Below are 19779 nucleotides of genomic sequence, written 5' to 3'. Positions count from 1 at the left end.
CGATGGGCATCGTACGTGTGGTGTGCGCGCCGCCAGCAGCGGTGTACCACGATCTGCAAGGAGCCTTCGAGAGTGCCGCCAGTCATCGACAAGATCCTTCGTGCGGGCGAGGGAAAAATTCTGCGCAAGCTCAAGAAGCTCGCGGATCAGGTCAACTCGATCGAGGAGGACTTCCTCGAGATGAGCGACGCCGAGTTGCGCGAGCTGACCGACAAGTACCGGGAACGGCTCGCCGACGGCGAATCCCTCGACGACCTGCTCCCCGAGGCGTTCGCCACCGCCCGCGAGGCCGCCAAGCGCGTCCTCGGTCAGCGCCACTACGACGTCCAGGTCATGGGCGGAGCCGCGCTGCACCTGGGCAACATCGCCGAGATGAAGACGGGTGAGGGCAAGACCCTGACCTGCGTACTCCCGGCCTACCTGAACGCCCTGTCGGGCGACGGCGTCCACGTGGTCACGGTGAACGACTACCTGGCCAAACGTGACGCCGAATGGATGGGCCGCGTCCACCAGTTCCTCGGCCTCGAGGTCGGCGTCATCCTCCCGCAGATGACCCCGGACGAGCGCCGTGTGGCCTACGAGTGCGACATCACCTACGGCACGAACAACGAGTTCGGGTTCGACTACCTGCGCGACAACATGGCGTGGAGCCTGGAGGAGTGCGTCCAGCGCGGCCACAACTTCGCGATCGTGGACGAGGTCGACTCCATCCTGATCGACGAGGCCAGGACCCCGCTGATCATCTCGGGGCCGGCCGAGCAGAACTCCAAGTGGTACTCGGAGTTCGCGAAGATCGTCCCGCGGCTGAAGCGCGCGGAGCTCGTCAGCACCGCCGGGCAGGTCGACGAGTACGGCCCCGGCGACTACGAGGTCAACGAGAAGAAGCGCACGGTCGGCATCACCGAGGCGGGCGTGGAGAAGGTCGAGGACTGGCTCGGTATCGACAACCTCTACGACTCGGTCAACACGCCGCTGGTGAGCTTCCTCAACAACGCGCTGAAGGCCAAGGAGCTGTACAAGCGCGACAAGGACTACGTCGTCATGAACGGCGAGGTCCTGATCGTGGACGAGTTCACCGGGCGCATCCTCCACGGCCGCCGCTACAACGAGGGCATGCACCAGGCCATCGAGGCCAAAGAGGGCGTCGCGATCAAGGACGAGAACCAGACGCTCGCCACGATCACCCTGCAGAACTACTTCCGGCTCTACGGCAAGCTGTCCGGCATGACCGGTACGGCCGACACCGAGGCCGCCGAGTTCAACAAGACCTACAAGATCGGTGTCGTCCCGATCCCGACGAACAAGCCGATGATCCGCGAGGACGTGGCGGACGTCGTCTACAAGACCGAGCAGGCCAAGTTCGAGGCGGTCGTCGACGACATCTCCGAGCGGCACGAGAAGGGCCAGCCGGTCCTGGTCGGCACCACGTCGGTGGAGAAGTCGGAGCGGCTGAGCAAGATGCTCAAGCGGCGCGGCATCCCGCACCAGGTGCTGAACGCCAAGCATCACGAGCAGGAGTCGGCGATCGTCGCCGAGGCGGGCCGCAAGGGCGGCGTCACCGTCGCGACGAACATGGCCGGCCGCGGCACCGACATCATGCTCGGCGGCAACCCCGACTTCCGCGCCGACCTTGAGCTGCACCAGCGCGGGCTGTCCCCGCTGGAGACGCCCGACGAGTACGAGTCCGCCTGGCCCGAGGCCCTCGACAAGGCCAAGGAGGCCGTCAAGGGCGAGCACGAGGAGGTCGTCGAGGCCGGCGGCCTCTACGTCCTCGCGACCGAGCGGCACGAGTCCCGGCGCATCGACAATCAGCTGCGCGGTCGGTCCGGCCGCCAGGGCGACCCCGGCGAGTCGCGGTTCTACCTCTCGCTCGAGGACGACCTGATGCGGCTGTTCAACTCGGCCCGGGTCGAGGCGATCATGACCCGGCTCAGCATCCCGGACGACACGCCGATCGAGTCCAAGATCGTCTCCAATGCGATCAGGTCGGCGCAGAGTCAGGTCGAGCAGCAGAACTTCGAGATGCGCAAGAACGTCTTGAAGTACGACGAGGTCCTCAACCGGCAGCGCAAGGTCATCTACGCCGAGCGCCGCAAGGTGCTCGAAGGCGAGGACCTGCACGAGCAGGTCCGCCGGATGATCGACGAGGTCGTCCACGGCTACGTCGCGGGTGCCACCGGCGAGGGCTTCGCCGAAGAGTGGGACCTCGACAAGCTCTGGAAGGCGTTCAAGCAGCTCTACCCCATCTCGATCACGGTGGACGAACTGGTCGAGGACGCCGCGGACGGCGACATCTCCGGCCTGGACGCCGAGACGCTCGCCGCGAAGATCCGCGACGACGCCCAGGACGCCTACGACAAGCGCGAGGAGGAGCTCAGCCCCGAGGTCATGCGGGAGCTGGAGCGCCGCGTCGTGCTGTCCGTCCTGGACCGCAAGTGGCGCGAGCACCTCTACGAGATGGACTACCTCCAGGAAGGCATCGGCCTGCGGGCCATGGCGCAGCGCGACCCGCTGGTGGAGTACCAGCGCGAGGGCTACGACATGTTCAACGCGATGCTGGACGGCATCAAGGAGGAGTCGGTCGGCTACCTGTTCCACCTTGAGGTCGAGGTGGAGGAGCAGCCGGAGGCCCCCGAGGTCGGCGCCGCTCCCGTCTCCGTCGCCAAGTCCGCTCCCGCCAAGGCCGGCACGGACGACGAAGAGGACGAGGAGGAGCCCGCGGACGAGGCCCCGGCCATCAAGGCCAAGGGACTCGAGAAGCCGAACCGGCCGTCCAAGCTGGAGTACTCGAACCCCACCGTCGACGGTGAGGGCGGCGTCGAGCACCACAGCGAGGAGACGGACGACCCGTACGCGGGCGCGAACCGCAACGACCCGTGCCCCTGTGGCTCGGGCAAGAAGTTCAAGCGCTGCCACGGGGACCCACGCAACAAGTAGGACCCCACCGAAGCGGCCTCCCGGAACCTCCGGGAGGCCGCTTCCGCGTTAGGTGCCCGTCGTCTCCAGAACCGTGCAGCGCCACCGTCCCCGCTGAAGCTCCAGCCGGATCGCCAGCGCCGTCACGCGTCCTGCCATGGCGACCACGGCCCCCGCCTCCGCCGCGTCCGGCGCGGGCCGCTGCAACCAACTGGACAGCACCCGAGGCGGGACGGCCCGCACCCCCCGCGGGCACCGCCGCGCCAGCTCCCGGCACACCGCCGGGACGGCCACCTCCGACAGCTGATGCGCCGGCCGCACCCCCGCGAGCACATCCACGACGATCCGCACCGTGGCCTCGGCCCGCGCCCGCAGCTCCGTCTCCACACTCTCCCCGGCCCGCACGAGCCGCAGCGAATCGGGCGACCGCGCCTGCACCGGCACGCGGCTGAGCGCCAACGCCCCGTCCGTAGAAGGACTCCGGAACGACCGCCACCCACAAGGAGCCCCGAAGGGCTCAGCGCCCCTCTGACCCCACGCCAGAGGCTTCGCCGCCCCTGTGGCCTCCCGACCGCCAGAACCCCCCTTCGCAGGACGCTGGACGGCCGGAACGGCAACACGCCGGCGGCTCGGCAGCACAGGCGAATACCGGACGATCCGGACGGCTGGTAGCGGGACTGGGCGACGGCCCACGATGACCTCCAAAACTCGGGTTCGAGAAAAGGAGTCCTGAGCCGGTCGAAAAAATACATCCAGACCACATAAGGCCAACCGAGTAACGCGACCCGCCTGCCGCCACAGTCGCTGTCGACAGGGACTGACCAGCGACTACGTCAAAGCACCGCTGGCATCAGCAAGGAAGGAGAGCTCTCGCAGGCTCACATACCGATCATGGTGCCGTGGATGTGATCGTCTAGGTCCGAGACGAACCCTTCGTGCCGCCATGGCCTCAATTCAAGCCGTACGTGACGGAGTCGCTGCGCTGGTACCTGGCCGCGGACACGGGCGGTGAGGTCCACGCACTCATGCAACTGCTCGACCGCCGCCACCGGTCCGCCGACGTCGTCGGCGTACAGGCGGGCCAGTGCCCGGTCGGTCAACACGATCGCGCGCTGGACGGACTTGCGCGACTGGGTCAAAGTCGCGGCGGACGCCGCCAACTGCTGCCCTGCCGCCTCCGCCTCTCCGAGAAAGATCCCGCAGACGCCCTCGAACCCGCGAAGCCGTCCGTGCGAAAAGACATCCGCCATCGGATCGCCGACCGTATCGCCATCCAGGTCATGCCGGGCCATGTGCAGGGCGGCCTGTGCTTGACGATGCCGTACCGGCTCGCTGCGTGCGGCCATCTCCGCCCGGAGTGCGTGCGCCCGAGCCCGCATCAGGATGCTGTCGCCGCGGCGCGCGTCTCGGACAGCGGCGTCGGCGAGCCGGCGTGCCCTGTCCACCGAGCCGGTCGCGTAGTAGGTGACCATGGTCTGGCTGGTGCGGATCAACGCCCGGCGCGACGGGTCACCCGCACCTGCGGCAAGTACGGCGTCGTCGTAGAGGGCGAGCGCGGCATCGTCGTCGTGGGTCTCGAACGCCAAGCGGCCCGCCAGCGCGAACGTCCTCGCCGCCACCGCCTCTAGCCTGTCACGCACCGGGGACGGCCGCTCACCGGCCAGCAGGAATCGACACGCGTCCACTATGGCGGTCGCGGCCAGGCGAAGCCGGACGAACGGCACGCCGCCGATCTGCTCGTTGACCGCGTCGGCAGCGGCGCCGAGCCCGTCCACCACTGGAATGTCCAGCGCGTTGGGATCGGCGAGAGTGGCGGCCAGCTCGGCACGCTGCGGGACGCAGAGGAAGGTGAGCAGGCTCGTGCCCTGGTCTGTCACGGCTGCCATGGTCACCGCGCACAGCTCGTCCAGACGTGACTGCTCGACCCCCAGCATGGACAGTGCCTCCAGCAGCTCACGGAAGTCTGAGCCGGGTCCCAGGGAGACCGAGCCCAGGACCGTGCGGGCGTAGGTGGGCGCGAGCAGCATTTGGTACTGCTCGTCCGGCACACTGGATCCCTCTTCCCACCGCGCGACAGTACGGCGGATGCTGGCGACCTGCGCCGCCGCGATACGTGTCATCCGCAGCTCGCGAGCGTGGTCGCGCAGGCATTTGGCCAAGTCCGTCCACGACCAGCCTCGCGCGCTGCGCAGGCGGCGCAGAGCCCGCGCTCCGGCTTTCCGCTGCCCGTCCACAGGTGCAGTACAGCAGCGACGCGGTCAGACCGGCACTATCAACCGCGGTATGCCCCGCTCTGCGGCGTAGCCGAGGGTGTGCCAGGTGCCGCTTCGTGACGTCCCCCGCCGGGGAAACCCGATGACCATCTCCGAGCGCTCGACCGTCCAGCGGGTGCGGCGGCGGGACGCCCCCAGGCGTCCCGCCGCCGTGGGTAGCGAGTCCCGGAAGGGTGTGGTGACCGGGACTCGGTGGGAGCTGGGCCGGTGGGCTGGACCGGACGGATCAGCTGGTGGCCGGGGTGTCCTTGCGTCTGGTGCCGCCGGCCAGTTCGGGGTTGGAGCCGGGGTCGGCGGCCACCGATTCCTCGTCGTCGGGTTCTCGGCCTGGGGTTGCGAAGTCGAACTTCACGATGAGGAACTTGAACAGGAAGTAGTAGATGAGGAAGTACAGGACGCCCATCCCGATGATCAGCGGGAGGCCCTTGGTGTTGTCCTTGGACGCGTTGAGCAGCATGTCGATGCCGCCCGCGGAGAAGCCGAAGCCGAGCTTGGCGCCGGCGGCCTCCAGGACGGCCATCGAGATGCCGGTCAGCACGACGTGCACCGCGTACAGGACGGGCGCGACGAACATGAAGGCGAACTCGATCGGCTCGGTGACGCCGGTGACGAAGGCGGTGAGGGCGGCGGAGATCATGATGCCGCCGACCGCGGGGCGGCGGTGCGGGGGAGCGGCGCGCCAGATGGCGAGGGCGGCACCGGGCAGCCCGAACATGAGGACGGGGAAGAAGCCGGCGGTGAAGCCGCCCGCGGTGGGGTCGCCAGCCAGGTAGCGGTTGATCTCGCCGTGGACGACGCCGTCCGGGCCCTTGTAGTCGCCGAAGACGAACCAGACGAGGGAGTTCGGGATGTGGTGCAGGCCGAAGGGGAGCAGGAGGCGGTTGACGACGCCGTAGGTGCCGGCGCCGAGCGCGCCCGCGCCGGTGATCCAGTCGCCGAAGTCGGTGAGCCAGTTGCCGAAGACGGGCCAGATGAAGCCGATCGCGACGCCGAGGACGAGGGCGGCGAGGGCGGTGACGATCGGGACGAAGCGGCGGCCACCGAAGAAGGCGAGGTAGGTGGGCAGCTTGACGCGGTAGAAGCGCTGGTAGAGCAGTGCGGCGACGACGCCGATGAGGATGCCGCCGAGGACGTCGGTGGGGTTCTTGACCCCGAAGTCGATGACCTCCTTGGGTGCGCCGTCCACCATCTTGGTGATCAGCACGTTGCCCTTGAGTTCGTCGGAGTGCGAGAACATGATCTTGGAGACCTGGTCGAAGACCAGGTAGCCGACCACGGCGGCGAGGGCGGTGGAGCCGTCGGCCTTCTTGGCGAAGCCGATGGCGACGCCGACCGCGAACAGCAGCGGCAGGTGGTCGAACAGGGCCTGGCCGGCGGCGCCGACGACCTCGGCGACGCGGATCCAGCCGAGGCCGTCCGCGCCGAGCATGTCGGGCTGGCCGAGCCGGAACAGCAGGGCGGCGGCGGGCAGCACGGCGATCGGCAGCATGAGGCTGCGGCCGATGCGCTGTAGCACCGCGAGGGCGCTCGACCCTCGGCGTGGCGCGGCGTCCACAGTTGTCGAAGTCATCGGGGGGCTTCCTCCTCAGGGGGTTTCAGGAGTGCGGCGGGGGGTTTCCGAGGGCCGTGTGGATCTGGTAGCGGTCCGCTCTGTAGGTCGACACGCCCAGTTCGGCGCAGACGCCTCCGGTGTAGGAGCGGCGTTGCAGCAGCAGCACGGCGCTGCCGCGGGGGATCTGCAGGTGCCTGGCGTCGGCCGCGTCGGCCAGGCTGGCGTCGATGGTCTGGTCCCCGGCGTCGAAGACCAGCCCGTAGACGGCTTCGAGGACGCCGTACAGCGAGCGGTCGGCGAGCCGCCGGTCGAGCAGGTCGGGGGCGAGCGAGGCCAGGATGTGGGCACGTTCCAGCGCCATGGGTTCGCCGTCGGCGGTGCGCAGGCGCTCGATGACGTGGATCTCGGTGCCTGGCTCGACCTCGAAGATGCGGGCGAGGCGAGCGTCGGCGGGAACGGTCCGGCGGTCGAGGTCGACGGCGCCTGGGCGCAGCCCGCGGCTGAGCATGTCCTCGGTGAACGAGACGAGCCGCAACGGCATCTCGATCTTGGGCCGGGCGACGAATGTGCCCTTGCCGGGGACGCGGTAGAGCCGGCCTTCCGAGACGAGCTGGTCGACGCCCTGGCGGACGGTCATGCGCGACAGCTCGTACCGTACGCACAGCTCGCGCTCCGAGGGGATCGGGGCGTCGACGGGCAGCTCGGCGCTCTCGATGAGATCCAGCAGGATGGCGCGGAGCTGGAAGTACTTCGGGACCGGGCTGTGCGGATCGATGGTCGTCAAGGGGAGTCCTCGGCGGACGAGTGCTTCGACGGATTCGACTTGGTTCGTACTGGTCTAGGCCGGACTAGACCACAACCGGGAAAGTCATGTCAATGCACAGATGAATAACGGCCGGATCAGGGACCTGGGCCTCATGATCGAATGAATGCGCAGGTCAGGTGGCACGTTCGGGTGGCACCTCCGGTTCGGACGTGGACGGTGCGCCGGCGTCGGACTCCGCGTCGGACGCGGCGTCGGACTCCGGGCCGGGCTCGCGGCCGGGAGTGGGCAGGTCGAACCTCCTGATCACAAAGGTGAAGATCGCGTAGTAGCCGAAGAAGTAGACCACTCCCATCGCGACGATCAGCCACAGATGGCGGGTGTTGTCCTTGGTGGCGTTCAGCAGCATGTCGATCAGGCCGGCGGAGAAGCTGAAGCCGAGCTGCGCGTCCGCCGCGGCCAGAACGTACATCGAGAAGCCCGTCAGCACGACGTGGACCAGGTACAGCAGCGGCGCGACGAACATGAAGGAGAACTCGATCGGCTCGGTGACGCCGCAGACGAACGCGGTGAGCGCCGCCGAGATCATCAGGCCGCCGACCACGCCGCGGCGGTGCGGGGCGGCGCAGCGCCAGATCGCCAGGGCCGCGCCGGGCAGGCCGAACATCAGGACGGGGAAGAATCCCGCGAGGAACGTGCCCGCGTGCGGGTCGCCCGCCAGGTACCGGTTGAGCTCACCATGAACGGGGCCGTCCGGCCCGTCGTAGGTGCCGAACACGAACCAGATCAGCGAGTTCAGGATGTGGTGCAGGCCGAAGGGGAGCAGCAGCCGGTTCGCGACGCCGTAACCGCCGGCGCCGAGCGCGCCGGCGCCGGTGAGCCGGTCGCCGAAGTCGTCGATCCAGCCGCCCAGCGTGGGCCAGACGAGGCCGAACGCGACGCCGAGCACGAGCGCCGCCCCGGCCGAGATGATCGGGACGAACCGGCGCCCGCCGAAGAACGCCAGCCAGGACACCAGCTTGACCCGGTAGAAGCGCTGGTAGAGCAGGGCGACCATGAGCCCGACGACGATCCCGCCGAGCACCTGGGTCGGGTTCTGCAACCCGTACCCGATGGTCTCCTTGAGGGAGCCGTCCTCCTGCCGCACCTCCTGGACGACCGTGCCCTTGAGCTCGCTCGTGTGGGAGAACATCACCTTGGACACCCGGTCGAACACCAGATAGGCGGCGACGGCGGCGAGCGCCGTGGACCCGTCGGACTTCTTGGCGAACCCGATGGCGACGCCGACCGCGAACAGCAGGGCGAGGTTGTCCAGCAAGGCGCCGCCGGCCGCGGCGAAGACCTCGGCGACGCGGTTCCAGCCGAGGCCGTCCGCGCCGAGCAGGTCGGGCTGGCCGAGGCGGAGCAGGATCCCGGCCGCGGGCAGGACGGCGATCGGCAGCATGAGGCTGCGGCCGATGCGTTGCAGCACCGCGAACGTGGCCGACCAGGCGCCGCTCTCGCCGCCACCCCGGCCGCCGTTGCCGCCGGAGGCGGCGGCCGGGGAACTCATGAGCGGATGTCCTCCCCCAAAGGGCCCGATCCCGACGAGTTCGGGCCGACGTCTTCAGCTCCCTCCGATTGGTGGGATATGGTGCGTACTGGTCTAGTCCGGACTAGACCAGTTCACCCCGGAGGCAACGCTCGGCGATCGTCACGTTACAGAGAGTGTGCACCCATGGCATCACTGCTGATCAGCGCCAACCACATGATCACTACCCCCGCGGACGGTCCTACCCGCGTCCTGTCGCCGGGATTCGTCCGAGCGGAGGACGGCGTGATCACCGAGGTCGGCGAGGGGCGCCCGGCAGGAACGCCCGACGCCGAGTTGCGCGACGGGCTGCTCGCTCCCGGACTGGTCGACCTCCAGGCGAACGGCTTCTTCGGGTACGACATGGTGGACGCGGACGAGGAGGGCTGGCGCACCGTGGTGTCCCGGCTCCCCGAGACCGGCGTGACCGCGTTCATGCCGACCTTCATCACCGCGCCCGTCGAGACACAGGCCGAGGCGCTGCGCCACACCCGGGACCTCCTGCCCCGGCTACCCGCGGGCACCAAGGTCCTCGGCGTCCACCTGGAGGGGCCGTTCCTCTCCGAGAAGCGCAAGGGCGCGCACAACGCCGCGTACCTGACCGACCCGGAGCCCGAGGCGATCCTGAGCCTGCTGGAGACCGGGCTCGTCAAGCTCGTCACCCTGGCGCCCGAGCGCACCGGCGCGATCGACGCCATCCGCGCGCTGGTTGCGGCCGGGGTGCTGGTCAGCGTCGGGCACAGCGACGCCACCGCCGCGCAGACCGCCGCGGCGGCCGAGGCGGGCGCCCGCATGGTCACCCACATCTTCAACGCCCAGAGCGGCGTGCACCACCGCGACCCGGGCGTCGCGACGCAGGCGCTGATCGACCGGCGGCTCAGCCCCGGCCTGATCCTCGACCTGCACCACGTCTCCCCGGAGGCCGCGAAGCTGGTGTTCGGCGCCGCGGCCGGACGGGTCGTGCTGGTCACCGACGCCGCCGCGTCCGCCGGGATGCCGCCCGGCACCTACGAGCTCGGCGGGGAGCCCATCACGATGCCGGACGAGGGGCCGCCGCTGCGCGCGGACGGCACCATCGCCGGGTCCGGGCTCCGGCTGGACGACGCGGTCGGCAACGCCGCCGCGCTCGGCATCGACACCGCGACGGCCGTGGACGCGGCGACCCGCGTCCCCGCCGACCTGATCGGCCGCGCCGACCTCGGCCGGATCGCCCCGGGCGCCGCCGCCGACCTGGTCTGGCTGGGCCCGGACCACCGTGCGCTTGCGACCTGGATCAACGGGCAGAAAGTCTTCGGAGGGGGATCATGACCAGTCTGATGCGCGCCGAGATCGGCGAGCAGCCGGACGCGCTGAGCCGCACGACCGGCGCGCTGCTGCCGCGGACGGCCGACATCGGGGCGCTGGCCCGCGAGACGCGGCAGGTGCTGTTCATCGCGCGCGGCTCGTCCGACAACGCCGCCGTGTACGGGCGGTACCTGGTGGAGGCGCACACCGGGCGGCTGGCGACGCTGGCCGCGCCCTCCATCGCGACCGCCTACAAGCGACGGGTCGATCTGGACGGCGTGCTGGCCGTGGCGATCAGCCAGTCCGGCAAGACCGAGGAGATCGTCGAGACGCTCGACTGGGCCGCCGCGTGCGGCGCCCGGACGGTGGCGGTCACCAACGGCGCCGGGTCCCCGCTGGCCGAGGCCGCCGAGGTCGCGCTGGTCACCGAGGCGGGCGACGAGATCGCCGTCCCGGCCACCAAGACCTACACCACCCAGCTCGCCGCGCTGTCGGTGCTGGCCGTCGGTCTCGGCGCGGACGTCGCCGTGGACGACCTGCGCCGCGTCCCGGACGAGGTGGCCCGGCTGATCGCGCAGACCGAGGCGTCGCCGGCGCTGCCCCGGATCGTCGAGGAGCTCGCGCAGGTCCCCGGCACCGTCGTGTCCGGCCGCGGCATCGCGTTCGGTACCGCGCTGGAGCTCGCACTGAAGATCAAGGAGGCGTGTTACCTGCACGCCATGGGGCTGTCCTACGCCGACCTGCTGCACGGCCCGATCGCCGTGGTGGACGACCAGACTCCCGCGCTGCTGGTCGCCGCCGACTCCGGCCCGACGCTGCCCGGCACGATCGCGCTCGCCCGCCGTGTCGAGGGCGCCGGTGCCCGTGCGTTCGGCGTCGGCGGCGGTCCCGGGCTCGCCGCGGAGTGCACGGCGGCGCTGCCCGGCCCCGCGCTGCCCGAGTGGGTGGCGCCGCTCGGCCTCATCGTCCCCGGCCAGATCCTGGTCGAGAACCTGGCCCGCCGGCTCGGCATCGATCCCGACGTGCCGCGCGGCCTGAACAAGGTCACGCAGACCGACTGACCCGACTCGGGGAAGACACGGGAAGACACGGAAGACACGGAAGACAGGGAAGACATGGACAAGGCCGAGGCGATCGTCGCCGCCCTGGGCGGCGCCGACAACATCGTCGAGATCGAGCCGTGCGCGACACGGCTGCGCACCGAGGTCTCGGACGCGGGCAAGGTCGACGAGGCGGCCCTGAAGAAGGCCGGCGCGTTCGGTGTCATGCGCAGCGGGACCGTCGTGCAGGTCGTCGTCGGCCCCGAGGCCGACACCATCGCCAGCGATATCGAGGACATCCTCGAATGAGGGAAGGGACCGTCACGATGACCCGAGTGCTGTCCCCGGTCGCCGGCCGGGTCGTCGGCCTGGCGGGCGTGCCCGATCCGGTGTTCGCGCAGGCCATGGTCGGCCCGGGCACCGCCGTGGACCCCGAGCGCGGTCCCGGGCACGCCATCGCGCCGGTCACCGGCAGGATCGTCAAGCTGCATCCGCACGCCTACGTCGTCGTGGACGAGGAGGGGCACGGGGTGCTCGTGCACCTCGGCATCGACACCGTCAAGCTGAAGGGCGAGGGCTTCGAACTGCTCGTCGCCGAGGGCGATGAGGTCACCGCGGGCCAGCCGCTGGTCGCCTGGAACCCGGCGGTGATCGAGGCCGGTGGCCGCTCGCCGATCTGCGCGGTCGTCGCGCTGGACGCGGGCGACGGCGCCCTGACCGACGTCGTGGAGTCGGGCGAGGTGACGAAGGGGGCCGAGCTGTTCACATGGAGCTGATCGCGCTCCGGGCGGCGGTGTTCGACCTCGACGGCACCCTCATCGACACCGAGCCGCGCAACCGCGTGATGTGGTCGCGGCTGTTCGACGAGCACGGCGCCCCCTACGACGACGACGTGATCTCGTCCTTCGTGGGGCGCCGCGGGCTTGAGGTGCTGGCCGACCTGGAGCACCTGTTCCCCGGCCGGACGGCCGAGGAACTGTTCGAGCAGGCGCTCTCCTACGGAAGCCTGCCGGATCTGCCGGCGGTCGCGCCCGTCCCGGGCGCGGTCGACCTGGTCAGGTCGCTGGGCGCGGCGGGCGTCCCGCTCGCCGTGGTGACCTCCGGGCAGCGCTCGTACGCCGAGCGGCTGCTGGACGAACTGGGCGTCCGCGACCTGCTGGACCTCGTGGTGACCGCCGGCGACGTCGGCACCGGCAAGCCGCACCCCGAGGGGTACCTGGCGGCGGCGCGGGACCTGGACGTCACGCCGCGGGAAGCGGTCGGGTTCGAGGACGCCCCGGCGGGCGTGGCGGCCGTGAAGGCCGCGGGCATGACCTGCGTCGGTGTCACCACCACACAACCGGTGGCGGCGCTGGCCGAGGCCGACCACCTGGTGGCCGACCTGATGGAAGTGGACGTCGTCGCGGGCCCCGCGCTGCGGGTGCGCGGCCGATGACGTCCCCGGCAGCGGTGCCCCGGAGCGGACCGTCCCGGGGACCGAGAGCGAGGGCCGTGACCCACGGCCCCATGAGGAGTGATCAGTGAGCGAGCGCAAGGTCAAGATCCAGTCCAGGGTGGGGCTGCACGCGCGGCCGGCCGCGCTGTTCGTCCAGACCGCGGCCAAGGCGCCGGGCGAGGTCACCGTGGCCAAGCACGGTGGCGCGCCGGTGAACGCCAAGAGCATCCTCGCGGTGCTCGGCCTGGACGCCCGGCACGGCGAGGAGATCGTCATCGCCGCGGCCGGCGACGGCGCGGACGCGTTGCTCGACAGCCTGGAGGCCCTGGTGTCGACCCCGGAGCCCGAAGGTGCCTGAGGTGCTGCGCGGCGTGGGCGTCAGCCCCGGCGCCGGGGCCGGTCCGGTGCGGACGATCGCCGGAGCCGTTCCCGAGCCGCCGGCGGGGTCCCGGCACGGCGGCGACGCCGGAGCCGAGGGGGACGCCGCGCTCGCGGCGCTGGAGGCGGTGGCCGCCGACCTGGAGGACCGCGGTGTGCGCGCCGCCGAGGCAGGAAACCCCGACGGGCGGGACGTGCTGAACGCGCAGGCGCTGATGGCCCGCGACCCGGGTCTCGCCGACGGCGTCCGCGCCAGGGTCGGCGAAGGGATCGCCGCGGCCCGCGCCGTGTTCGAGGCGTTCGGCGTCTACCGGGAGATGCTCGCCGGGGCCGGGGAGTACATGGCCGCCCGGGTGAGCGACCTCGACGACATCCGCGACCGTGCGATCGCCCGGCTGCTCGGTCTGCCGGTGCCGGGGGTCCCGGAGTCCGACGAGCCGTTCGTGCTGGTCGCCCGGGATCTGGCTCCCGCCGACACCGCGGTCCTGGACCCGGCGCGGGTCGCCGCGTTCGTGACCGAGGAGGGCGGCCCGACCAGCCACACCGCGATCCTGGCCCGCACGATGGGCGTGCCCGCCGTGGTGGCGCTGCCGGGCGCGACCGCGCTCGCGGACGGGACCCGCGTGCTGGTGGACGGCGCGGCCGGAACGGTCCGGCCCGACCCGTCCGACGAGGAGGTCGCGGCGGCCCGCGCGGAGGCCGCGGCCCGCGCGTCCGCCCTGGCGGAGTCCACCGGCCCCGGCGCCACCAAGGACGGCCACCCCGTCCCGCTGCTGGCCAACATCGGCGGCCCCAAGGACATCGAGGCGGCGCTGGCCAACGGCGCCGAGGGCGTCGGCCTCTACCGCACCGAGTTCCTCTTCCTCGACCGCTCGACCCCGCCGTCCGACGCCGAGCAGGAAGAGGCGTACCGCAAGGTCCTGGCGGCGTTTCCGGCGGGCCGCGTCGTCGTCCGGACGCTGGACGCGGGCGCCGACAAGCCGCTGGCGTTCCTGCCCGCCCCCGGTGAGGAGCCGAACCCGGCACTCGGCGAGCGCGGTCTGCGGATGATGCGCCGCCACCCGGACGTCCTGTCCGCGCAGCTGGACGCGCTGGCCCGCGCCGCCGCCGGGCTGACCGCCGAACTCCAGGTGATGGCCCCGATGGTGACGGACGCCGACGAGGCGGCGTTCTTCGCGGACGCGTGCCGCGCGGCGGGCATCGCCTGTCCGGGGGTCATGATCGAGGTTCCCGCCGCCGCGCTGCGTGCCCGGGACCTGGCCGCGCAGGTCCGGTTCTTCAGCATCGGCACCAACGACCTCACGCAGTACGCGTGCGCGGCCGACCGGCAGGTCGGCGGGCTCGCGCACTTCCAGGACCCGTGGCAACCGGCCGTCCTCGACCTGGTCGCTCCCGCGGCCGGCGCGGGGATCCCCTGCGGCGTCTGCGGCGAGGCCGCCGGGGATCCGGCGCTCGCCTGCGTGCTGGTCGGGCTCGGGGTGACGTCGCTGTCGATGAGCGCGCCGTCCCTCCCGCTGGTGCGGGCCGCGCTCGTCCGGCACACGCTGGAGGAGTGCCGGCGCGCCGCCGTCGCCGCCCGCGAGGCCCGCACCGCGGAGCAGGCCCGCGAGTCGGCCCGCCGGCACCTGCCGGGCCTCGCCGACCTGGGCATCTGACCGGTCCCTCAGCGCGGGCTCAGCGCGGGCGTTGAGCGCCGGCGCTCAGCCGGTGATGCGCCAGCGCCCGCCGATCTGGCGCAGGGTGAAGGTCGGGGCGAGCAGGCCACCGGACCGCGCGGGCTCGCCGCGCCACCCCAGGTCCTCGAAGCGGACGGTGATGTCCCCGTCACCGGGTCCGGTCTCCCCGGCCGGAACGGTGACGCCGCGCAGCGCCGCCACGTCCTGCGCGTCGAGCTTCGCGCGCGCCTGGCGGAGGCCGGTACGGCAGCCGCCCGTCCTGCCGAAGACGGTCCGTTCGTACGCGGGCGCCAGGTACGCGCAGGCGCGCACGTCCCCGGCGGCCACCCCGCGCAGGAACCGGTACAGCGCGAGACGCGCGGGCAGGGTCTGCGGGTCGGGACCGGCGGCGTCGATCAGCCGGGTGTCGGACGGCTCGGGCGTCAGCGGCGGCATCGTGATCTCGGGATCGCCGCTACAGGCGGCCAGCGCGGCCAGCGCGGGCAGTAAGGCCAGGACGGCCAGAGACGGGCGGACCTGCACGGGGAACCTCCTGGGGACGCGAAGGCGCGCCGATCTTCCCAGGTCGTGGCGGTCCGCGTCCACAGGAACCCGGTCAGTGGCCTCGGACAGTCAGCTTGGCCAGCCGGCCTGGTCAGTCAGCCTGGTCAGTCAGCTTGGTCAGCCCGGCTCGGTCGGTGGCCTCGGTCAGTACCCCAGGCCGTGACCGACCGGTTTGCCTGCGGCGGGCACCGGGAGGCGCCCCACCGGCTTCACCGCGCCCGCCAGCACCGCCGCCAGCGCGTCGATCGAGACCCGGCCCGCGGAGTAGGCGGCCAGCGCCGCCGCCGCGCCCCCGGCCGCGTCGAGATCGTAGGGGCGGCCGAGCGCGGCGACCACGACCGGCTTGGGGCCGAGCGCCCGGACCCGGGCGGCCGTGGCGCCGCCGGCGTTGATGGTCGTCAGCACGGTCACGTCCGCCGCGCCGGGCGGGACCGTCCGGACGCCCCGGCGGCGCAGGGCGGCGCCGAGCGCGGCGCCGTCCGGGCCCGACACGGCGACCTTCCTGCCCTTGAGCGGCAGCACCTTGCGGTCGTTGCGGACGAGCGTGATCGAGTGCTCGGCGACCTGCTGCGCCGTCGCCCGGTGCGCGGGCGTGCCGATCGCCGTGGCGGCTCTGGCCGGGTCGGCCCGCGTCCCCGCGAAGAGCCCGCGCCGCTGCTTGAGCCCGATGATCCTGGTCACGGACTCGTCCAGCCGCTTCTCGGGGATCCGTCCCGCGCGGACGGCCTTGAGTACCGCGTTGTAGGCGCGCGGCAGGTTCGGTGGCATGAGCAGCTGGTCGGCGCCCGCACTGATCGCCCGCACGGGCACGGTCGTGTCGCCGTACCTGCGGCGTGCGCCCGCCATCTCCAGCGAGTCCGTCACGATCACGCCCCGGTAGCCGAGCGTCCCGCGCAGCAGCCCGGTCAGGACGGTCCTGGACAGGGTGGACGGGTCGCCGGAGCGGTCGAGTCTCGGCACCACGATGTGCGCCGTCATGATCGCGTCCACGCCCGCCGCGATCGCCGCCCGGAACGGGGGCGCGTCGAGCCGCTCCCAGGTCGCGCGCGAATGTGTGATCACCGGCAGGCCGGTGTGGCTGTCGGTCGCGGTGTCGCCGTGCCCGGGGAAGTGCTTGGCCGTGGCCGCGACCCCGGCCTGCTGGTAGCCCCCGATCGCCTCCGTCAGCATCGCCGACACCTTCGCCGGGTCCGAGCCGAACGAGCGCAGCCCGATGACCGGGTTGCGGGCGTTGACGTTCACGTCCGCGACGGGCGCGAAGTCCTGGTTGATGCCGATCGCCCGCAGTTCGGCGCCGGTGACCTGCGCGGCGGCCCGCGCGTCCGCCGGACGGGCCGTCGCACCGAGCGCCATGTTGCCGGGGAACCGGGTGAGGAACGGTGTCCGGGACACGATGCCCTGCTCCTCGTCCACGCCCAGCAGCAACGGCACCTTCGACGCCTTCTGCAACGCGTTCGACTGCGCCGCCGCCCGTCCGGGCGAGCCCATGTTCTCCGGGAAGTAGATCAGCCCGCCGACGTGGTACCGCTTGATGATCGACAATCCGTCGGCGCGGCTGGAGAACCGGGGGACGAACAGCTGCCCGACCTTCTCGGCGAGGCTCATCTTGGCGACGTAGCCGGGAATCCAGGCGTCCGGCTTCCCGCCCGCCGGCGGTTCGGCGCCGGCCGCCCCGGACGCAGGGGAGCGGGCGGACGGGCCCTGCCCGCCCTGCCTGCCCTGTCCTGTCTTGCCGCCGCCGCAGCCCGCCAGCGGCACGGCGAGCACCGCCGCCGCCGCGAGCGCGAGTGGACGTGTGACACGCACTTGACCAGGCCCCCCGACTCTGCTCGCCGGTTCGGGTCGTTCGCTCGTTTCCGGACGTCGCGACGCTAACGGCTCCTCGCCCGCCTGTCGACCCGACCCGGCACCAATGGCGAATCGAGGGGGTTTGTCGAGTCACGGGGTGCGGCAGGACGGGATGCAGGGCTTCCCGCGGGCATCGTCTCCCGAGCCCGGCTGCGGGGTGGGTGTCCTGCGGGGCTTCCAGGTCGGCGAGGACGTGACGCCGGGCGAGCGCGGCACGCCGGAATCCGGCCGTCCTCCGGTACCCGGGGTCCTGCCGGTGCCGTCGCCGGAGCCGGGACTGAAGTCGTCCCAGTTGGCCGCCACTCCGGTGAAGTCGGGCTCAGGAAAGGGGAGCGCGGGCAGGTCGCGGGTGACCTTCTCCATAAAGGACCGCCACGCGGTGGCCGGCAGGTTCTCGCCGGCGACCTTCCTCGGATGGCCGGGCAGCCCTTGGAGCGGGGCGCGCTCGGTGTTGGCCATCACCACGGCCGTCGACAGCTGCGGGACGTATCCAACGAACCAGGCGGCGCGGTTGTTGTCGGTCGTCCCCGTCTTGCCGGCCGCGTCCCGGTCGGGCAGGGCCGCGCGCCTGCCCGTCCCGCCCGTCACGACGGCGCGCATCGCGTACGTCGCCTGCGCCGCCTGCTCGCCGTTCAGTACCCGGCGGCCCCGCCGGTTCCAGGGCAGCGGCACCCGCCGCCCGTGTGCGTCCACGACCCGGGTGATGAGGTGCGGGGTGACCGCGGTGCCGCCGTTGGCGAACGCCGCGTACCCCGCGGCCTGGTCGGCCGCCGCGACGTCGGGAATGCCGAGCGCGAGCCCGGCCTGCCCCTTGTACGGCTTCAGCGCCGACTCGGGGACGCCGAAGACCCGCGCGGTCTCCAGCACGTTCGCGATCCCCGTCTTCAGCGCCGCCTTGACGTAGCCGGTGTTGACCGACAGCGCCGTCGCCTTGACCAGGTCGATGGCCCCGAGCGAGCCGATCCTCTCGTCGTTGTCGACCTTGTACCCCGGCGCGGTCATCGGGGTGACGCTGCCGTCCGGCGCGAACCTCAGCGGTGACCTTGCGCTCACCTTCGTCCGGACGTTGTAGCCGCGGCGCAGGGCGGCGGCCAACACGTACGGCTTGAACGTGGAGCCGGCCTGCGCCACGGGGTTGAACACCGAGTCGAACATGCTGCGCTTCGGATCACCGCCGTAGAACGCCTTGACCGCGCCGTCCTTCGGGTCCACCGCGATGAGCCCGCCCCGTGCGCTCTTCGGCCACTCCGGCTCACGCACCTGCTTCATGGCCTGCTCCGCATGGTCCATCCAGCGCCGGTCGAGCCCGGTGTAGATCTTCAGCCGCCCGTTCACGACGCTGTCGGCGGGGATGCCGAGGTGTTCCAACTCGTCCAGGACGCGCTGCCTGACCAGCAGTCCCTGGCCGGACGGCGCCACCCCGCGCCACTGGTCCTGCGTGCGGGGAAAACGCTGCCGGGCGGCATCGTCGGAGCTCAGCCTGCCCATCGACACCATCCCATCGAGGACGTACCGCCAACGCTCGCGCAGCGCACGCGCCGCCGGCTCGTCCCCCTGCGTCTTGAAATAGACGGGCCGCTGGATCATCGCGGCGAGCAGGGCGCTCTCGGCGGCATCGAGCTGCCAGACGTCCTTGTCGAAGTAGGCGCGCGCCGCCGCCTGCACGCCGGAGGTCTCCCGGCCGAAGTAGACGGTGTTGAGGTAGAGGTCGAGGATCTCGTCCTTGGCCCGCTTGCGGTCGAGCTTGACCGCGACGAAGATCTCCTTGATCTTGCGTCCGGCCGTCCGGTCCTTGCTGAGCCCCTTGAAGTAGTTGCGGGCGAGCTGCTGGGTGATGGTCGAGCCGCCCTGGGTGTCGCCGCCGGACGCGTTGTTCCACAGGGCGCGCATCGTCCCGGTGGGCGAGACGCCGTGGCCGCCGTAGAACCCGCGGTCCTCGGCCGCGAGCACCGCCCAGCGCAGCAGGTCGGGGATCTGGTCATGCCGGACGATCTCCCGGTTGGCGCCGAGCCGGAACAGCGGCGTCCGGCCGTCGGCGTAGTAGACCGTCGAACCCTCGTCGGTGACGCCCGGCTGCGGCTCGGTCGGCAGCGGCGTGCGGACGTAGGCGACGGCGACCGCGCCGACGGCCGCGAACAGGATCGTGACGATGCCCATCGAGAGCGAACGCCGGCGGAACAGCCGGCGCGGGACGCGGGACAGGCGGGTGAGGGCGGGCCGGAGACGGCGCGCCCCGAACGGCAGGGAGTGCATGCGACCTCGTTCGACGTGGAGTACGGAATCGGCCGTCGTCCGGGGTCGCGGGGCACGCCGAGCAGCGGCGATGCGGGAGGGCATGCCGGGGAACGCTCAACGGCGCGCCATGCCGGACCCGCCGGTCGGGGCGGATCCGCGGCGCTCGCGGACGACGCTGCGAAGGAACGCAGCCGGATCGGTACGAGCCACGTCTGTGGCCGGTGGTCCCACCGGGCACGGCACCCTCGGTACCGTGCCGGCGGATC

The 19779-nt window shown here is 71.8% G+C and carries 15 protein-coding genes and 1 pseudogene; 8 read left to right on the top strand and 8 right to left on the bottom strand.

Annotation, left to right across the window (positions count from 1 at the left end; genetic code table 11):
• The first annotated feature begins 72 nt into the window (after window positions 1-72).
• Entirely contained in the window at window positions 73-2937 is a 2865-nt protein-coding gene (gene secA, locus AMA02S_RS07620) for a preprotein translocase subunit SecA (protein ID WP_067453652.1), read from the top strand.
• Between the two features lie 48 nt (window positions 2938-2985).
• On the opposite strand, the gene AMA02S_RS07615 is transcribed toward secA, so the two are convergent.
• The 5 genes from AMA02S_RS07615 to AMA02S_RS07595 form a co-directional block, all read right to left on the bottom strand.
• Window positions 2986-3375 carry an Rv3235 family protein gene (locus AMA02S_RS07615; RefSeq protein WP_084264794.1) on the bottom strand — a complete coding sequence of 130 codons (390 nt, stop codon included), beginning with the start codon at window positions 3373-3375 and terminating at the stop codon, window positions 2986-2988.
• A 419-nt stretch (window positions 3376-3794) separates the two neighbouring features.
• Window positions 3795-5150: an NsdA family TPR-like regulatory protein gene (locus AMA02S_RS07610; RefSeq protein ID WP_157430452.1), complete on the bottom strand. Its 1356-nt coding sequence runs from the start codon at window positions 5148-5150 to the stop codon at window positions 3795-3797.
• Window positions 5151-5415: 265 nt separating this feature from the next.
• Window positions 5416-6759, bottom strand: a complete 1344-nt coding sequence (locus AMA02S_RS07605) for a PTS transporter subunit EIIC (protein ID WP_067453649.1) — start codon at window positions 6757-6759, stop codon at window positions 5416-5418.
• Between the two features lie 25 nt (window positions 6760-6784).
• Window positions 6785-7525: a GntR family transcriptional regulator gene (locus tag AMA02S_RS07600; protein WP_067453646.1), complete on the bottom strand. Its 741-nt coding sequence runs from the start codon at window positions 7523-7525 to the stop codon at window positions 6785-6787.
• Window positions 7526-7679: 154 nt separating this feature from the next.
• Window positions 7680-9056, bottom strand: a complete 1377-nt coding sequence (locus tag AMA02S_RS07595; protein ID WP_067453643.1) for a PTS transporter subunit EIIC — start codon at window positions 9054-9056, stop codon at window positions 7680-7682.
• A 165-nt stretch (window positions 9057-9221) separates the two neighbouring features.
• Here AMA02S_RS07595 and nagA point away from each other — a divergent pair, with 165 nt between their 5' ends.
• The 7 genes and pseudogenes from nagA (at window position 9222) to ptsP (ending at window position 14866) form a co-directional block, all read left to right on the top strand.
• On the top strand, window positions 9222-10382 hold the full coding sequence (gene nagA / locus AMA02S_RS07590) for an N-acetylglucosamine-6-phosphate deacetylase (RefSeq protein ID WP_067453640.1): 1161 nt from the start codon (window positions 9222-9224) through the stop codon (window positions 10380-10382).
• Complete coding sequence (locus AMA02S_RS07585) at window positions 10379-11419, top strand: SIS domain-containing protein (RefSeq protein ID WP_084264790.1); 1041 nt, start codon at window positions 10379-10381, stop codon at window positions 11417-11419. The genes nagA and AMA02S_RS07585 overlap by 4 nt, the downstream gene beginning before the upstream one ends.
• A 27-nt stretch (window positions 11420-11446) precedes the next feature.
• Window positions 11447-11707: pseudogene (locus AMA02S_RS07580) on the top strand (PTS sugar transporter subunit IIB); the annotation flags it as partial.
• A 17-nt stretch (window positions 11708-11724) separates the two neighbouring features.
• Window positions 11725-12174 carry a PTS sugar transporter subunit IIA gene (locus AMA02S_RS07575; RefSeq protein ID WP_067453634.1) on the top strand — a complete coding sequence of 150 codons (450 nt, stop codon included), beginning with the start codon at window positions 11725-11727 and terminating at the stop codon, window positions 12172-12174.
• Entirely contained in the window at window positions 12165-12833 is a 669-nt protein-coding gene (locus AMA02S_RS07570; RefSeq protein WP_067453630.1) for an HAD family hydrolase, read from the top strand. The genes AMA02S_RS07575 and AMA02S_RS07570 overlap by 10 nt, the downstream gene beginning before the upstream one ends.
• An 85-nt stretch (window positions 12834-12918) precedes the next feature.
• A complete protein-coding gene (locus AMA02S_RS07565; RefSeq protein WP_067453627.1) occupies window positions 12919-13191 on the top strand; it encodes an HPr family phosphocarrier protein in 273 nt (90 codons plus the stop codon).
• Window position 13192: 1 nt separating this feature from the next.
• Window positions 13193-14866, top strand: a complete 1674-nt coding sequence (gene ptsP, locus AMA02S_RS07560) for a phosphoenolpyruvate--protein phosphotransferase (RefSeq protein ID WP_245667398.1) — start codon at window positions 13193-13195, stop codon at window positions 14864-14866.
• 45 nt (window positions 14867-14911) lie between these two features.
• On the opposite strand, the gene AMA02S_RS07555 is transcribed toward ptsP, so the two are convergent.
• From AMA02S_RS07555 to AMA02S_RS07545, 3 genes are all read right to left on the bottom strand, one after another.
• The gene (locus tag AMA02S_RS07555) at window positions 14912-15409 is read right to left on the bottom strand and encodes a hypothetical protein (RefSeq protein WP_067453621.1); all 498 of its coding nucleotides are present in this window, start codon (window positions 15407-15409) and stop codon (window positions 14912-14914) included.
• Window positions 15410-15574: 165 nt separating this feature from the next.
• On the bottom strand, window positions 15575-17236 hold the full coding sequence (locus AMA02S_RS07550) for a glycoside hydrolase family 3 protein (RefSeq protein ID WP_067453618.1): 1662 nt from the start codon (window positions 17234-17236) through the stop codon (window positions 15575-15577).
• Between the two features lie 132 nt (window positions 17237-17368).
• The gene (locus AMA02S_RS07545) at window positions 17369-19531 is read right to left on the bottom strand and encodes a transglycosylase domain-containing protein (protein WP_067453615.1); all 2163 of its coding nucleotides are present in this window, start codon (window positions 19529-19531) and stop codon (window positions 17369-17371) included.
• Window positions 19532-19779: the final 248 nt, after the last annotated feature.

Source organism: Actinomadura macra NBRC 14102, from assembly GCF_001552215.1.
Taxonomy (GTDB): domain Bacteria; phylum Actinomycetota; class Actinomycetes; order Streptosporangiales; family Streptosporangiaceae; genus Spirillospora; species Spirillospora macra.
This window is presented reverse-complemented; position numbering and strand designations above follow the sequence as displayed.

What these genes read in the sequence shown, in the direction of transcription:
- AMA02S_RS07605 (WP_067453649.1), bottom strand. Translation starts at nt 6,759, where the DNA reads ATGACTTCGACAACTGTGGACGCCGCGCCACGCCGAGGGTCGAGCGCC.
- AMA02S_RS07545 (WP_067453615.1), bottom strand. Translation starts at nt 19,531, where the DNA reads ATGCACTCCCTGCCGTTCGGGGCGCGCCGTCTCCGGCCCGCCCTCACC.
- AMA02S_RS07595 (WP_067453643.1), bottom strand. Translation starts at nt 9,056, where the DNA reads ATGAGTTCCCCGGCCGCCGCCTCCGGCGGCAACGGCGGCCGGGGTGGC.
- AMA02S_RS07575 (WP_067453634.1), top strand. Translation starts at nt 11,725, where the DNA reads ATGACCCGAGTGCTGTCCCCGGTCGCCGGCCGGGTCGTCGGCCTGGCG.
- nagA (WP_067453640.1), top strand. Translation starts at nt 9,222, where the DNA reads ATGGCATCACTGCTGATCAGCGCCAACCACATGATCACTACCCCCGCG.
- AMA02S_RS07570 (WP_067453630.1), top strand. Translation starts at nt 12,165, where the DNA reads ATGGAGCTGATCGCGCTCCGGGCGGCGGTGTTCGACCTCGACGGCACC.
- AMA02S_RS07585 (WP_084264790.1), top strand. Translation starts at nt 10,379, where the DNA reads ATGACCAGTCTGATGCGCGCCGAGATCGGCGAGCAGCCGGACGCGCTG.